Annotated in this window: 13 protein-coding genes; 9 read left to right on the plus strand and 4 right to left on the minus strand. The window is 69.3% G+C overall.

Features of this window, described 5'->3' with window-relative positions:
- Positions 1 to 137: 137 nt before the first annotated feature.
- Complete coding sequence (gene aglG / locus RJT50_RS11090) at positions 138 to 1,097, minus strand: glucosyl-dolichyl phosphate glucuronosyltransferase (protein ID WP_313691387.1); 960 nt, start codon at positions 1,095 to 1,097, stop codon at positions 138 to 140.
- 109 nt (positions 1,098 to 1,206) lie between these two features.
- Between aglG and RJT50_RS11095 the strand changes: the two genes are divergently transcribed.
- The 4 genes from RJT50_RS11095 (at position 1,207) to RJT50_RS11110 (ending at position 7,280) form a co-directional block, all read left to right on the plus strand.
- Complete coding sequence (locus RJT50_RS11095; RefSeq protein WP_313691388.1) at positions 1,207 to 4,554, plus strand: oligosaccharyl transferase, archaeosortase A system-associated; 3,348 nt, start codon at positions 1,207 to 1,209, stop codon at positions 4,552 to 4,554.
- Positions 4,555 to 4,722: 168 nt separating this feature from the next.
- Entirely contained in the window at positions 4,723 to 5,619 is an 897-nt protein-coding gene (locus RJT50_RS11100) for a DUF368 domain-containing protein (RefSeq protein WP_313695981.1), read from the plus strand.
- Between the two features lie 110 nt (positions 5,620 to 5,729).
- Positions 5,730 to 6,143 carry a DUF371 domain-containing protein gene (locus RJT50_RS11105; RefSeq protein ID WP_313695983.1) on the plus strand — a complete coding sequence of 138 codons (414 nt, stop codon included), beginning with the start codon at positions 5,730 to 5,732 and terminating at the stop codon, positions 6,141 to 6,143.
- Positions 6,144 to 6,452: 309 nt separating this feature from the next.
- Positions 6,453 to 7,280 (plus strand): endonuclease III domain-containing protein, encoded by an 828-nt coding sequence (locus tag RJT50_RS11110; RefSeq protein ID WP_313691389.1) that lies wholly within the window; start codon positions 6,453 to 6,455, stop codon positions 7,278 to 7,280.
- 3 nt (positions 7,281 to 7,283) lie between these two features.
- Here RJT50_RS11110 and RJT50_RS11115 read toward each other — a convergent pair whose 3' ends face one another.
- A complete protein-coding gene (locus RJT50_RS11115) occupies positions 7,284 to 7,727 on the minus strand; it encodes a DUF7332 family protein (RefSeq protein ID WP_313691390.1) in 444 nt (147 codons plus the stop codon).
- A 137-nt stretch (positions 7,728 to 7,864) separates the two neighbouring features.
- Positions 7,865 to 9,790, minus strand: a complete 1,926-nt coding sequence (locus RJT50_RS11120) for a beta-CASP ribonuclease aCPSF1 (RefSeq protein ID WP_313691391.1) — start codon at positions 9,788 to 9,790, stop codon at positions 7,865 to 7,867.
- A 207-nt stretch (positions 9,791 to 9,997) separates the two neighbouring features.
- Between RJT50_RS11120 and RJT50_RS11125 the strand changes: the two genes are divergently transcribed.
- The 4 genes from RJT50_RS11125 to RJT50_RS11140 all read left to right on the plus strand — a co-directional run bounded on the left by RJT50_RS11125 (position 9,998) and on the right by RJT50_RS11140 (position 13,313).
- Positions 9,998 to 10,495: a DUF7984 family protein gene (locus RJT50_RS11125; protein WP_313691392.1), complete on the plus strand. Its 498-nt coding sequence runs from the start codon at positions 9,998 to 10,000 to the stop codon at positions 10,493 to 10,495.
- Between the two features lie 235 nt (positions 10,496 to 10,730).
- Complete coding sequence (locus RJT50_RS11130; RefSeq protein ID WP_313691393.1) at positions 10,731 to 11,492, plus strand: proteasome assembly chaperone family protein; 762 nt, start codon at positions 10,731 to 10,733, stop codon at positions 11,490 to 11,492.
- A 159-nt stretch (positions 11,493 to 11,651) separates the two neighbouring features.
- On the plus strand, positions 11,652 to 12,491 hold the full coding sequence (locus tag RJT50_RS11135) for an aldo/keto reductase (protein ID WP_425499673.1): 840 nt from the start codon (positions 11,652 to 11,654) through the stop codon (positions 12,489 to 12,491).
- Between the two features lie 81 nt (positions 12,492 to 12,572).
- On the plus strand, positions 12,573 to 13,313 hold the full coding sequence (locus RJT50_RS11140) for a hypothetical protein (RefSeq protein WP_313691394.1): 741 nt from the start codon (positions 12,573 to 12,575) through the stop codon (positions 13,311 to 13,313).
- A 34-nt stretch (positions 13,314 to 13,347) separates the two neighbouring features.
- Here RJT50_RS11140 and RJT50_RS11145 read toward each other — a convergent pair whose 3' ends face one another.
- Positions 13,348 to 14,478: a DUF373 family protein gene (locus RJT50_RS11145; protein WP_313691395.1), complete on the minus strand. Its 1,131-nt coding sequence runs from the start codon at positions 14,476 to 14,478 to the stop codon at positions 13,348 to 13,350.
- 85 nt (positions 14,479 to 14,563) lie between these two features.
- On the opposite strand from RJT50_RS11145, the gene RJT50_RS11150 reads away from it, so the two are divergent.
- Positions 14,564 to 14,953 (plus strand): RidA family protein, encoded by a 390-nt coding sequence (locus RJT50_RS11150; RefSeq protein ID WP_313691397.1) that lies wholly within the window; start codon positions 14,564 to 14,566, stop codon positions 14,951 to 14,953.
- The last annotated feature ends 5 nt before the right edge of the window (positions 14,954 to 14,958 follow it).

Genomic DNA, 14,958 nt, shown 5'->3' on the forward strand with positions numbered 1-14,958 from the left:
CCGGAACAGACTCCGGTCGTCCCGATGGTTACGGACTGGCCGCCGTGCCGCCGCGCGAAGCTCCCCCGTCCTCCGCATGATCGAACCGATAACGGAAAGTGCGAAACGGGGGAGCGATGGCGGCGCACGCGTGGGAATCACGACCGATCACCACCGGGGGTGGCTCCCGGCGTAAACGTCCACTTACACAGCCCGTAGACGTAGCCGAGCCCGACAGCGCCGGTAAAGACGAAGATCGCGGCGAGCCTCCCGGCACTCGTCGGCGAGCGGGCCTCGACGAGATCGTTCACCCTGGCAGGGACGGCATCCGAAGCGAGCGTCCCCAGATACGACGCCTCCTCGTCGCCCCCGGCACCCGACACCAGTTTCTCGAAGAGGAGCTTCGAGTACCCCTGCCAGAACGCCCGATCCAGCAACCACCAGAACCCGGTCCGGTACTCGAACACCTTGTGTTCCACCTCCGCTTCCGGCACGTACCACACGCCCTGTCCGTACTCCTCGCGCACGCGAACGGCGAGCTCAGTCTCGCCGCCCTGCATGTTCACGTCGCCCTTTCGGCCGCCGATCTCGACGTCGAACCCACCGAGCTCCAGAAAGACGTCCCGCCGGAACGAGATGTTCGACCCGAAGGTGTTGCGAACCTCACCTTCACCATCGGCGAAACCGCGGTGGGTCACTCCCACCAGCCAGTCGAACTCGGCGGGCAGGTACGCCGGCCGGCCCGCGACCCAGCGGCCGGTCATCTTCCCGCCGACGGCCACACGGTCGTGCTCCTCGTACGCCCCGACCAGCAGTTCCACCCAGTCCGGGGCCGGCACCGCGTCGTCGTCGATGAACGCGACGACGTCGCCAGTCGAAAGCTCCCCACCGGTGTTTCGGCTCTCCAGCAGCCCGACGTTCTCGTCGTTACAGTGGAGCACGACGTCTTCCCGGTCGCCGTAGTCGTCCCGGACCCGCTCGAACACCGCCTCCGTCCCGTCGACCACAACCACCAGCTCCACGTCGTCGTACGTCTGGTCGAGGACGGCGTCCGCGGCCTCGCGGAAGTCGTCGTACATCGACTCGGCGTACGTACAGAGGACGACGGAGACGCGCATGCTCCGGGTATGAGATGCGACGGTCATACCTGTTTCCGTCTCGCCCGAGTGCCGACCGCCGAGTCACACTTCACAAGGCTTATTCACGCTTTCCGAATCCTACACCGTAATGAGTAACGGCAGCGATAGTGACGCGAGCGCCGGGGACGTCCCCTCCCGCCTCGGCCTCGACTACGACTTCGAGGGGAAGTCGGTCCTCGACGTCGCCCGGGACGTCTACCACGTCCCGGCGCTCCTCGTCGTCGTCGCCACGATGCTGTGGATCCGCCTCCAGTCGTACGATCGCTTCACCCGGGGCGGCGAGATCTACTTCAACGGCAACGACGCCTGGTACCACCTCCGCGAGACGACCTACGCCGTCCAGCACTGGCCGTTCACGATGCCGTTCGACCCCTGGACCGGGTTCCCGCTGGGGAACGCCTCGGGCGGCCAGTTCGGGAGCCTGTTCGACCAGCTCGTCGCGCTCGCCGCGCTCGTGCTCGGCCTCGGTAACCCGTCGCCGGAGCTGATCACGCGAACGCTGCTCGTCTCGCCGGCCGTCTTCGGCGCGCTGACGGCGATCCCGGTGTACCTGCTCGGGAAGCGACTCGGCGGCCGCATCGGCGGCGTGTTCGCGGCGGTCGTCCTGATGCTGCTCCCGGGGACGTTCCTGCGGCGCACGCTCGTCGGGTTCGCCGACCACAACGGCGCGGAGCCGTTCTTCCAGGCGTTCGCCGTCGTGGCAATCATGATCGCGCTGGCGGTTGCCCAGCGCGACCGACCCATCTGGGAACTCGTCGAGGCACGCGAGTGGGACGCGCTCCGGTCGTCCGCGAAGTGGAGCGCGCTGGCCGGCGTCGCACTCGGCCTCTACCTCTGGGTGTGGCCGCCGGGCATCCTCCTGATCGGCGTGTTCGCGGTGTACCTCACCCTCCAGTCGGTGAGCGACTACGTCGGCGGCCGGTCCCCCGACCACGTCGCCTTCGTCGCGGCCGTCTCGATGGCGGTCACGCTGCTGTTTGCCGTCGTCGGCTTCGACGGCGCATCGTTCAGCCCCTCCCGTATCAGCCTCCTCCATCTCACGTTCATTCCGGGCGTCGCGCTCGGGGCCGCCGGGCTGGCCTGGCTCGCGCGCCAGTTCGACGCGCGCGACTTCTCGGACGACCGACTCGATTCCCACGGGTTCCCGCTCGCGGTCGTCGGGCTGGGATCGTTGGCGGTTCTCGCCGTGATCTTCGTCGACGCGGAGCCGTTCTCGACGATCAGTTCGAACCTGCTCCGCTTCATCGGCTTCTCGGCGAACGCACAGGCACGGACCATCGGCGAAGCCCAGCCGTTCCTCCAGTCCGCGCTCGCCCAGTACTACTCCGCCACGGGCGTCGTGCTGGCCGAGTACGGGTTCGCGTTCGTCACCGCGCTCGTCGGCGCCGTCTGGCTGCTGGCCAAGCCGCTCTGGCAGCGCGGCGAGGACGACGACTACCTGCTGCTTGGCGGTAGCGCGTTCGTGATCCTGTTCATGTTCCTCGGCAGGGGCATCTACAACGGCTTCGCGGGCGCGATCGGCGTCGACCCGCAGCTTCTCGGGCTTGCCATCGTCGCCGTGCTCGTGTTCCTCGCGGTCGTCCGGGTCCGCTACGAGGCCGAGTACCTGTTCGCGTTCGTCTGGGTCGCGTTCATCACGAGCGCGGCGTTCACCCAGGTCCGCTTCAACTACTACCTCGCGGTCGGGGTGGCGGCGTTCAACGCCTACTTCCTCCGCGAGGTGCTCCGCGCGCTCGACGTGAACCTCTCCCGGGAGACGGTTCCCGACGTGGAGACGTACCAGCTGATCGCGGTTGCGATGGCCATGATGGTCGTGCTCGTCCCGGTCCTGATGCTCCCGCTGTCGCTTGGCAACACCGGAAACCAGGGGATCGATCAGACGAGCACCGCCTGGCAGACCGGCAACAACACTGGCCCGGGCGCGGTCGTCCAGTGGGACGGGAGCCTGGACTGGATGTCGGACAACACGCCCCCACAGGGGACGCTCGGCGGCGCGAACAACGCCGATGAACTCGAGTACTACGGAACGTACGACCGACCGCCCGAAGCCGACTACGACTACCCGAGCGGCGCGTACGGGACGATGTCCTGGTGGGACTACGGCCACTGGATCACCGTCCAGGGCGAGCGCATCCCGAACGCCAACCCGTTCCAGCAGAACGCCCGCGACGCGGCGAACTACCTCCTCGCGCCGAACGCCTCGCAGGCCGACGCCGTTCTCGAGGAGAACAGCGAGGACGACGCCTCCACCCGCTACGTGATGGTCGACTGGGAGATGGTGACGCCGGGCGCGAAGCTGAGCGCCCCGGCCGTATTCTACTCCGAGGGCAACGTCTCCGCCGAGGACCTGTACGCGCGGAACCACCCCGTCCTGCAGCAGACCGAGCAGGGGTACTCGTTCGCCTTCTACGAGCACCCGCAGCGGTACTACGACAGCCAGATGATCCGGCTGTATCTCCACCACGGGAGCCGGGCCGACCCGACCATCAACACCGTGTTCGGCGAGCGAGTCGTCGTGTTCGACTACGAAGCGGTCCCGCAGGCGCCCGACTACAAGGCCCTGCCGACGGGACAGAACGCCACCGCGGTCCGGACGTTCGCGAACATGAGCGCCGCCGAGCAGTTCGTGGAGGAGGACGGCACCGCCCAGATCGGCGGCATCGGGGCGTTCCCGCGCGAACCCGTGCCGGCGCTCCAGCACTACCGCCTCGTGCAGGCGAGCCAGTCGTCCGCGTACAGTTCGAGCCAGTACGCACAGTCCGTGCTCCGTGAGTCGCGCGCCCTGGGGGTCTCCCCGCAGGTGCTCCAGCGGAACTCGCCGCGCTGGGTGAAGACGTTCGAGCGCGTGCCGGGCGCGACCGTGAGCGGGTCGGGCGCGGACCCGAACGAGACGGTCACCGCGACCGTTCGGATGGAGATGCCGGTCGATGGCGGCAACGCGTCGACGTTCACCTACGAACAGCAGACGACCGCCGACGCGAGCGGGAACTTCGAGTTCGTGCTCCCGTACTCGACGACGGGCTACGACGAGTACGGCCCCGAGAACGGGTACACGAACGTCAGCGTCCGGGCGTCCGGTCCCTACCGGATCACCGGCGAGGCGGAGTCGAACGAGAGCGCTTACGTCCTCCGGAACCAGGCGACGCTGAACGTGGCGGAGGGTGACGTCAACGGGGACGGTGACGGGACGACCTCGGTCACCCTGGAAGAGCAGGTGATCCAGCAGCCGGAGGGCGCGAACGAGTCCGGCGGCGACGAGACCGCCGGAAACGAATCAGCCGGCAACGGAACGACAGGAAACGAAAGCGGGGCCATCATCGGCACGGGCATCCAGTCCGCGACGGACGGTGGAGCCTCCGGTGACGCGTCGGCGCTCGGTTCTACCGAAGCCGCGCCGGCGGTCCGCGCCAGCGACGGCCGCTACGTGACGCCGTAGATGGTGACCGACCCGGCCGACGGCACCGACGCGGGCGAGGAAACCGACTCGGCTACCGCCGGCGATAGCGTCGGTCCGAGCGCGACCGCCGACGGAACCGGAACGGGTAGCGCTGTCGCCGACGGGGACCACGTCACGTCGCTCGGCGTCTTTCTCCGCGGGCTCTGCATGGGGACGGCAGACGCCGTGCCGGGCGTCTCGGGCGGCACCATCGCGCTCATCACGGGAATTTACGATCGGCTGATCGCGGCGGTGACGTCGCTGGACGTCGATCTCGCCCGGCGGGCGCTGGGCGGACTTGCGGGCGACCGCGAGGAGATACGGGACGCCTGGCGCGACGCGGATCTGACGTTCCTGCTGGTGCTGGGCGTCGGCATCTTCGCCGCGGTGCTCACGGTGACGCGGGTGCTCCACGTCGCCATCGAGACCAGACCGGCCCCGACGTTCGGCTTCTTCTTCGGGCTCATCGCGGCCTCGGCGCTCGTCCTCCGGGGGGAGCTCCACCTCGACTCCCGCCGGCGAATCGTGGCGGGGCTCGGCGGCGTCGTTCTCGCGTTCGTCGTCTCCGGCGAGGCGTCCGCGGTGTTGCCGGGCACCCCCCTGACGACCGCGTTCGCGGGTGCCTTCGCCGTGAGCGCGATGATCCTGCCCGGGATATCGGGCTCGCTGGTGCTCGTCATCCTCGGCCAGTACGAGCGGATGTCGGGCGCGCTCTCGGCGTTCCAGGACGCGCTCGTCGGCGTCGCCGGCGGCGCGGACCCCGCATCGGTCGTCGGCCCGGGCGTGACGGTCGTCTCGTTCATCGCGGGCGGCGTCGTCGGGCTGTTGACGGTCGCCCACCTGGTCCGGCGCGCGCTGACCAGGGACCGCGAGACGACGATGACGTTCCTCGTCGGGCTCATCGTCGGGGCGCTGCGCGCGCCGGTCGTGAGCACCGGGCAGCGGCTCGCGGAACTCGGACGCGGCTGGACGCCGGAGGCGCTCGCGCTGTTCGGCGTGGCGGCGCTGGTCGGCGGGTTCGCCGTGCTTGCGCTCGACCGCGCTGCCGGCGGCATCGAGCTGTAAGACCCGAGATGGCACCGTTCACCATCGAGGTGTGAGACCCGAGACGCCGCGATGGGCAGGCGGCGATCGGCGGGGCTTTCCCGGCCACCGCCGTTGGTCAGGTCGTGACGCTGGAAGAGGTCGTCCGGGCGCGGGGTCACGAGCACGTGCGCGCCGAGCACGCGAGCACGTTCGAACTGACGACCGACGGCTGGCTCACGCCGGCTGGCGACTGCATCCTCGCGGTCGAGGCCGATAGCACGCCGGCGGAGTTCGACGACGAGTTCGTGGCCGCCTGCCGCGACGCGGAGGCGACGATCACGGCGACGTTCGAGGCGGCAGGCGTCGAGGACGTGGTGACCGGGCGCGGCCACCCTGAGCTGACGTTCACGGGCGACCGGAGCCTGGTCGGCCGGACGAGCGAGTACGTCGACGGGCGGACCGTGATGGTCGATGCGGACGGGGCGGCCGCGGACCTCGACCGGAAGCTGGTGACCGCGCTCTCGCGGGGCGCGCCGCTGACGGCCACGTTCCGGGTGGAGTGAACCGCCACGACGCTTGACGACCCAATCGTGGTGCGGTGGCGGCGTGACGCGAGCCCCCTCGTGGGGCTCGCTCTCGCGCGCGAGGGATGAGCACCGGAGCGAGCCTGCGAGCGAGGAGCGCAATCGGTTGGGGAGGCTCGTGGGCTATACTCACCGCCAGCAGCAGCGGATACGTCCTATTCGGCCAGTCGGCCGAAGCATCGTGGTCAGTCATTCGTGACATCCGAATCGGTCGTCCGTACAGCGACGCGATCGACAGACACCCCCCGACCCCGACGGTTCTTGTAGCAAGCCGACCGAAGCGAACCCATGAGCGACGACGAGCCGGACGTGAACATCAGCGGCGGCGCGGACGGCGGCGGCTCGGTCGCCGAGTTCGCGACCGACGAGGCCGACACACGCGCGGAGGCGGTCGTCGACGAGCTCGGCGAGCTGTACTGGCGGAAGGCGTACGGCGGCCAGGACGCGTTCGAGTGTCTCGTCCGGACGATCCTCTCACAGAACACGAGCGACGTCGCCAGCCAGCCCGCACACGACGAGCTGATGGCGCGGTTCGGGCCGGGCGGCACCGCACCGGACGCCGGACCGGACCTGGCCGCGACGCTCGCGGACGCCGCGCAGGACGAGGTGGCCGAGACCATCTCGTCGGCGGGACTGTACAACCGGAAGTCCGAGACGATCGTCCGCCTCGCCGGGCGAGTCCGCGAGGAGTACGGCGGCGCGGCCGGGTTCGACGAGTTCGTCACACGGAAGGAGCCGGCGGCCGTCCGGGACGCGCTGCTCGAGATGAACGGCGTCGGGCCGAAGACCGCCGACTGCGTGCTGCTGTTCGCCGGCGGCCGCAGCGGGGTGTTCCCCGTCGATACGCACGTCCACCGGATCGCGCGCCGGCTGGGAATCGCACCCCCGGACGCCGATCACGAGACGGTGCGCGAGTGGATCGAGGCAGCCGTCCCCCCGGAAAAGTGCGGCTTCGGTCACACCGCGATGATCCAGTTCGGACGGGAGTACTGCACCGCTCGCGAGCCGAAGTGTCTCGACGGTCCGGAGGCCTGCCCGCTGTACGACCTGTGTGACCGCGTCGGCGTCGACGAACTCGCCGGGGAGTTCGTGGACCCCGCCGAAACCGTCGAGTGAGGGTCAGTCGACCGAACAGTTCGCCTCGGGGACGCCATCGACCGGCGGATCGGACTGCTCGTAGGTGACGTCCTCGCCCAGCGCCGCGCTCACCATCGGCAGCGTGAACCGGTAGTCGAACGCGAGGCCGAAGCGCGAGAACGGATCCGCGAGGAACTCGCTCGCGTCGCCGACGCCGGCGAAGACGACCCCGGTCCGGAGCGTGATGATCCGGTGTTCACCCGTCGAGCCGACGAGCGAGACGCCGAACGTCCCCTCGCCGGGGATGTTCGTGAACAGCGACGTGTACAGCGTCACGTCGATGGTGGGCCCCTCGCTGCCGATGTCGAGCTCCTCGCCCGAACCGAAGCAGTCGGCCGGATCCGCGGCGGCGGGCGCGACCGGGACGGTGATCGTGGCGACGAGGAGGAGGGACGCGAGTGCGAGCGACCGGGCGGGACCGAGCATCGTACCGAGAGGTCGCGCGGCCTCGTATAGTTCTGCTGGCTCCGGTTATCGCGTCTGAGTTTCGAACGGATCGTCGCTCGCAGGGTCGGCCGTGATCGGCGGAAAACCAGTCTCGCTCGTGTGCCCCCTCCGCCCGACTACTTGAACCGGAACGTCTCGAGGTTCTTGGGCGCGAACGTCCGCATGTTGTAGTCGTGGTACAGCGCCGAGGAGAGGTCCTGCACGGAGCGCTCGTCGCCGTGGACACACAGCACCTTCTCCGGACGGGGGTTCATCGTCTTCACGAAGTTCTCGAGGCCCTGACGGTCCGCGTGCCCGGAGAAGCCGTCGACCGTTTCGACGTTCATCTTCAGGGTGAGCGTGTTCGTCCGACCCGAGCCGTTGCGGTCCTGGACGGGGATCTCCTCCCAGCCGTTCTGGATGCGGCGGCCGAGCGTCCCCTGGGCCTGGTAGCCGACGAAGGTGAGCGTCGACTCCTCCTCGCCGCCGAGGTGGCGCAGCCAGGACATGATCGGACCGCCCGTGACCATCCCCGACGTCGAGAGGATGATGCAGGGGCCGCCGTCGGCGACCTCCTGGCGCTCCTCCTCGCCGCCGTCGATGTGGTTAAACTGGTCGGCGAGGAACGGGTTCTCGTCCTCGTGGAAGATGCGGTCCCTGAGGTCGTCGCGCAGGTACTCGGGGTAGGTGGTGTGGATCGCCGTCGCCTCCCAGATCATCCCGTCGAGGTGGACCGGCATCTCCGGAATCTTGCCAGAGCGCATCGCCTCCTCGATGACGAGCATCATCTCCTGTGACCGGCCGACCGCGAACGCCGGGATGAGCACCTTCCCGTCCCGGTCGTGTGCCTCGTTGATGACCTCGATGAGCCGCTCCTCGGAGTCCTCCTGATCGGTCTGGTAGTCGTTTCGCCCGCCGTAGGTCGACTCCATGACGAGCGTCTCCACCCGCGGGAAGTCGTTGACCGCGCCGTTGAACAGGCGCGTGTCGTCGTAGTGGATGTCGCCCGAGAAGCAGACGTTGTAGAGGCCGTCGCCGATGTGGAAGTGCGAGACCGCCGAGCCCAGGATGTGGCCCGCGTTGTGAAACGTCAGCTTCACGTCCGGCGCGATGTCGGTGACGTCGCCGTACTCCAGCGGGATGGTGTGTTTGATCGCCTCGCGCACCTGCTCGGACTCGTAGGGCGGCGTGCGCCCCTCCTTGTTTGCCACGTCGAGGTAGTCGAGCGTCAGCAGGCCCATCAGGTCCCGCGTCGGCTCGGTGGTGTAGATCGGACCGTCGTAGCCGTACTTGAAGAGCAGCGGGAGCAGCGCCGAGTGGTCGAGGTGGGCGTGGGTGAGCACCACGGCGTCGAGGTTCTGTGCGCCCGCGCCGAGCGCCTCGGGGATCTGGAGGTACGGCACCTCCCCCTCCGCGCCGGGCTTGTCGCCGCAGTCGACGAGGATCCGCGTCTCGGCGGTGTTGAGGATGAACGAGGCGCGCCCGACCTCGCGGCAGCAGCCGAGGGTCGTGATGCGCACCCACTGGTCGTCGGCCATCTCCTCGCGGTGGATCTGGCGGCCGACGCGTTCGAGGATGTCGCGGCGCTCGTCGCGCTCCTGTTTCAGGAAGTTCCGGACGTTCGAGACCGTGGAGGACTCGATCGGCGGCGTCCGGACGACCTCGGGCGTCCAGCCGACCTCCTGGGTGATCTCCCGCAGCGTCGAGCCGTGCCGGCCGATGACCATGCCCGGCTTCTCGGCTTCGATGACGACCTCGCCGGTGTCCTGGTGGAAGTCCAGGTCCTCGACGCCCGCCTCGTCGGGGATGACGTTGAGGATGCGCCCTTCCGCCTCGGTCGGGTCCGAGAGCACGTCGGGATGCGGGCGGATGGTGATGCGCTTTCGCAGCGTCGACGCCAGCCGCCGGACGAGGTCGCCGTTCTGGGCGAACTCCTTCGGGTGGCGGGTGTAGACGACGAGCTCCGGCCCCTCGTACTTCACGTCGGTGACGGAGATGTCGTCGGGGATCTCTGATTCGATCTGTGCCTTCGTCTCTTCGAGTTGCGTGTCGACTTGACTCATAGCTGCAGGGAGGTTGTGCGGGGTGCACCGCTCCGAACCCGGGCGGTGCCGTCGGTCCGACTGAACGTGAAAGATCGCATGATACGGGACTCTCGGGTCGATGTTCGGCCCCTCGTGGGGTAACGAAAACCCGCTTGGTTCGTCGTATCGGTTCGGGTTATAAAAGCCTTCGCAAAGTGGAAGGACCGCGCGTCCGACGGCTTCACCATGCATTTCGGCCCCGAGGAGGTCCACGGAGAACGCGATCGCGTCCGCGGGCGCGCCGGAGAGATCGTCCCCATCATCAACGACACCCGGGACGCGCTCGGCGAACTGTTCGGAACCGAGGTTGGGTCGGTGTCGCCGGAGCGGTACCGGGCCGAGGTGGATACCGTCTTCGCGGACGGCGACCGCGCGGTCAACGTCGCCGCGCTGGCCGGGCTGCTCCGCGAACTGGACGTCGAGGGCGACTACCCGGGGTTCGTCGTCGACGAACTGCTCGGCCGGCAACTCGCGGCGACCATCGCGGGCGAGCAGCCGCTCGCGCTGCTCGCGGAGGCGACGTTCCACTTCGCGGACGTCCACACCCACGGTGATGAGCGAGTCGACGCCGCGGGTCGGGACGACCTCGACGCCGCGCTCGCCGCGGGGTTCCAGACGAGGCTGCCGGGGTGGACCTGGCGGGACGGGGAGAGCCCGTTCGCGGTGGAGCCGACGCGCGAATGAGTGACCGACGGCGTCCCGAAACGGAACTAAGCCGGGCGTGTGCGGCCGCGGTCCGGTTTCCGACCCGGAGTCCGAGCGAACACTCGCGTGTGACCCGGCGAAAGGACGTTCCCATCCCACCCGACGAATGGACGCCACCACCCGACGCGGCGGAGGAACGCGCCCGTCGGAACCGACGAGCGCCCGCGACGCCGAGCCGACGACCCTTTATGAAGGCCAACCCAGTGTCACGACCATGGACCAGGTCGACATCGAGGTCGTCGCGGACCCCGAGCTCTCGGATCCCACCTTCATCGAGGGGCTGCCGGGCGTCGGGCACGTCGGCAAACTCGTCGCCGAGCACCTCGTCGAGGAGTTCGACGGGACGCTCATCCGGCGAGCCTACACCACCGAGTTCCCGCCGCAGGTAACCGTCGACGACGAGGGCGTCACCGAGCTCACACACGCCGAGTTCCACCACGTGGACGCCGACGGCGTCGACATCATCACGCTCACGGGCGACCACCAGGCCGCGAGCAACGAGGGCCACTACACGCTCACCGACGCGTTCCTCGACGTCGCCGAGGAATTCGGCTGCGAGCGCGCGTACGCGCTCGGGGGCGTCCCCACCGGCGAACTCATCGAGGACGACGAGTACGGCGTCCTCGGCGCGGTGAACGACGCGGACGCGAAGGACGAACTGGCGGCGGCCGGCGTGGAGTTCCGGGCGGACGAACCGGCCGGCGGCATCGTCGGCGTCTCCGGACTCGTCCTCGGGCTGGGGAAACGACGCGGCCTCGAGGCGGCCTGCCTGATGGGCGAGACGTCCGGCTACCTCGTCGATCCCAAGAGCGCGCAGGCGGTCCTCGAGGTGCTCCAGGAGACGCTCGGCTTCGAGGTCGACTTCGCCGATCTGGAGGAGCGCGCCGACGAGATGGAGGAGGTCGTGGGCAAGATCCAGGAAATGCAGGGCGGCGGCGGGATGCCCAGCGACGACGAGCTCCGGTACATCGGCTAGGCCGACCACGGAGGTCGGAAATCGAGGAGACTATCGGTGACTGGTCGCGGACGGTCCACCGGAAGCCACCGGCCCGGACGCGAACCGCTACCAACCCCCAAACCGGCAGTTCGGCCGCCTGTAACAACCTATTTCCCCGTCAGGGCCGTCCGTCCGACGATGACAGGCCAGCAGCCGCGTTCCCACGAGGACACGCCACACGCCGACGAGATGCCGATGCTCGGACTCGGCACGTGGCAGAACGACGACCCCGAGGAGTGCCGGACGGCCGTCGAGACGGCGCTGAACGCGGGCTATCGGCACGTCGACACCGCGCAGGTGTACGGCAACGAGGCCGAGGTCGGTGAGGGAATCGAGCGCGCGAACGTCGACCGCGAGGACGTGTTCCTGGCGACGAAAGTCTGGATCGAGAACCTCGCGCCCGAGGACGTCCACGAGACGGCCCGCGCCAGCCTCGACCGGCTCGGCGTCGACTCGGTCGACCTCCTGTACGTCCACTGGCCGGCCCACGAGTACGAGCCGGAGCCGACGCTCGACGCGTTCAACGAGCTGTACGACGACGGGCTCGTCGACCGAATCGGCGTCTCGAACTTCCAGCCCGACCAGCTCGCCGAGGCCGTCGACGTCTCCGCGGCCCCGGTCTTCGCGAACCAGTTCGAGTGCCACCCGCTGCTCCAGCAGCGGGACCTCCGCGACGCGTGTGCCGAACACGACGTCGAGGTGGTGGCCTACTCGCCGCTCGCCCGCGGCGAGGTGTTCCGGATCGAGGAGCTGACCGACATCGCCGACAAACACGACGCGAGCGCGGCGCAGGTGAGCCTCGCGTGGCTGCGCGAGAAGGGCGTCACGACCATCCCGAAGGCGACGAGTGAGGCGCACGTCCTGGACAACCTGAAGTCGCTCGCGCTCGATCTCGACGACGAGGACGTCGCCGCCATCGACGCCATCGACAGGGCCAACCGCCGGGTCGACCCCGACTTCGGGCCCTGGAACAGGTGAGGCCGACCGACCGGTGAGAGCGCGGACGGCCGCTCCCCCGAGTCGTAACCTTCAATCGGGTCCCCTTGTTCTACATCGCCGATGGAACGACGCGCTTCGCCGGGACTCCTTGGTGCCCTGCGCATCGACCTCGAGCGGCTGCACGCGACCTGGATGGAACTGGTGTTCCCGCGACAGCTCGACCCCGGTCGCGTCGTCGGGAAGTGGTCGCCCGAGACCGACCTGCAGAAGGCTGCCTACTACCTCTGGACCGCGCTCGGCATCCCGCTCGTCGCGGTCGGCTACCCCCTGTTGCTCGTCGGCTTCGGCGCGCGCTTCTATGCGAGCCGGGTCAACACCGCGGTCGCCCGCGTCGGCATCCTCGGCGTCGTCGCCGTCTCGCTGCTCGTCTGGGGCTCGCTCACCGCGGCCGCGTGGGTGAGCCAGTTCTCGTTCCGCGGGTTCGTCGCGGTCGCCGTGGCGAGCCTCGTCGCCACCGTCTGTGCCGCGCTCGCCGTCATCTTCTCCCGCCTCGGCGGGCGGCTCACGAGCGTCGTGTTCGCCTACCCCGCGGGAATGACGGCCTTCTTTCTCCCGCCGGTCGTGGCGGCGCTCTACTCGCCCGCGCTCGCCGGCGTCGTGTTCTCGAACAGCCAGACGATCGCGATCTGGCTGCTCGAGAACGTCCTCACGGTCGGCGGCATCGACCAGTTCCTCCGCTCGCGGTTCCAGCTTCGGGGCGTGGCGTACGTGCTGATGTGGTTCGCCATCGCCGTCCCGCTGGGCTGGCTCCTCGGCGTCACCGTCGCGCTCGCGGACGTGATCCGGCCCACGTCCGAGTGAGTCCCGCCGACGGTCGACCGAACACCCTCGACGGTCACCGGTTCTCGCTGCCGCCGCCCACGCCGTCGTCGATGACCTCGTCGAGCGTCTCGTCCGACACGGTGGCGGCCACCCGGACGCCCACCAGCGCGAGCACGATGCTGCCGACGATGAACAGGGCCAGCCGCTCGGTCGGGGCGAGCGGGACGCCGAACAGTTCCAGGGGCCCGCGGCCGGCCTCGCGTTCGAGGAACCAGCCGGCGAACCCACGGACGACGAGTCCGAGCGCGACGACGCCGAACGGGAGGTTCAGGTACGGCGTCCGGACGCCCTCGTCGCGGAGGAGTTCGTCGAGCAGCCGCCCGAACGAGGCGGTGAGCGCGGCGAGCGCCAGCCACGGGACGGCGCTGTAGCTGAACTGCATGGCCGCGACGAACTCCCCGCCCGCGACGGGTGAGGCCGCCAGCACGCCGAGGAACGCACCGATCAGCGTCAGCCCGACGGCGACGACGTAGGTGACGACCGACACCTGACCGGAGTAGAGCGCCTCGCGTGCGCGCTCGGGGCTCCGTTCGACGAAGTCGTCGATGCCGAGCCCGTAGTACAGCAGCGTCGCGCCGAGCAGCGAGGCGAGGCCGGCGACGGCCACGGCCGTCGAGAACTGCACGAGCAGCACCGGGAGGATGAGGAGACCGACGCCGAGCGGGACGAGCACCGTCTCGCGCAGTTCCTCGTCGGCCATGAACTGCTTGAGGAGGTAGTAGGTGGACTCGAGGTCGCGCGCCTGCCTGACGACGACCCTGTCGACCGAGTCGACAGGGAGCCGCGACTCGACGATGGGGACCGCGCGTTCGTCGGCGGCGCTGTCGATGACAACGATCGCCGAGTCCACGTCGTGGTCGCCGAGCACCTCGTCGAGTTGCGCGGCCAGCGCGCGGTCGGCCCCGACCGCCGAGTCGCCGGCACCCGCAAGGACCGCGACGACGGCGTCCTCGCCGCCGTCCTGCAGGTCGCGGGCGACGCGGAGCGATTCGAGGATCGAGTTGACGCCCGCGTCCTCCGGGTCGGAGAGCCCGAGGTCGGTCACGAGCGACCGGACCGCCTCCCAGCCGACGACCGGGGTCCTGACGCCCGCCTTCCGGCCGACGTCGTTCGAGCGGTCCACACAGAGGACCAGCGTCGTCACGGTCGGTGGTGGGAACTGGGGGATGAAAAACCCCGCACATGAGTCGACCGGTGGGGTTTACCCCGGCCGACGACGACGCGACCGCATGGATCGAGAACGCGTCTCGACGGGGACCGAGTGGGAATCGACGGTCGGCTACTCGCGGGCGGTACGGGTCGGCGACAGGATCGAGGTGGCCGGCACCACGGCGACCGACGAGTCCGGCGCGGTCGTCGCGCCCGGCGACGCGTTCGAACAGACGCGCGTCGCCATCGAGACCATCGAGTCGGCGCTGACCGAGGTCGACGGCGGCCTCGCGGACGTCGTCCGCACCCGGATGTTCGTCACGGACGTCGACGACTGGCAGGACGTCGGGCGTGCCCACGGCGAGGCGTTCGGGGACGTTCGCCCGGCGACGACGCTGGTCGAGGTGTCGGGGCTCGTCGACCCGGAGATGCTCGTCGAAGTCGAGGCGGTCGCCGTGGTCGACGACTGACGGGG

The sequence above is a fragment of the Halobaculum sp. XH14 genome (assembly GCF_032116555.1).
Lineage (GTDB): Archaea > Halobacteriota > Halobacteria > Halobacteriales > Haloferacaceae > Halorarum > Halorarum halobium.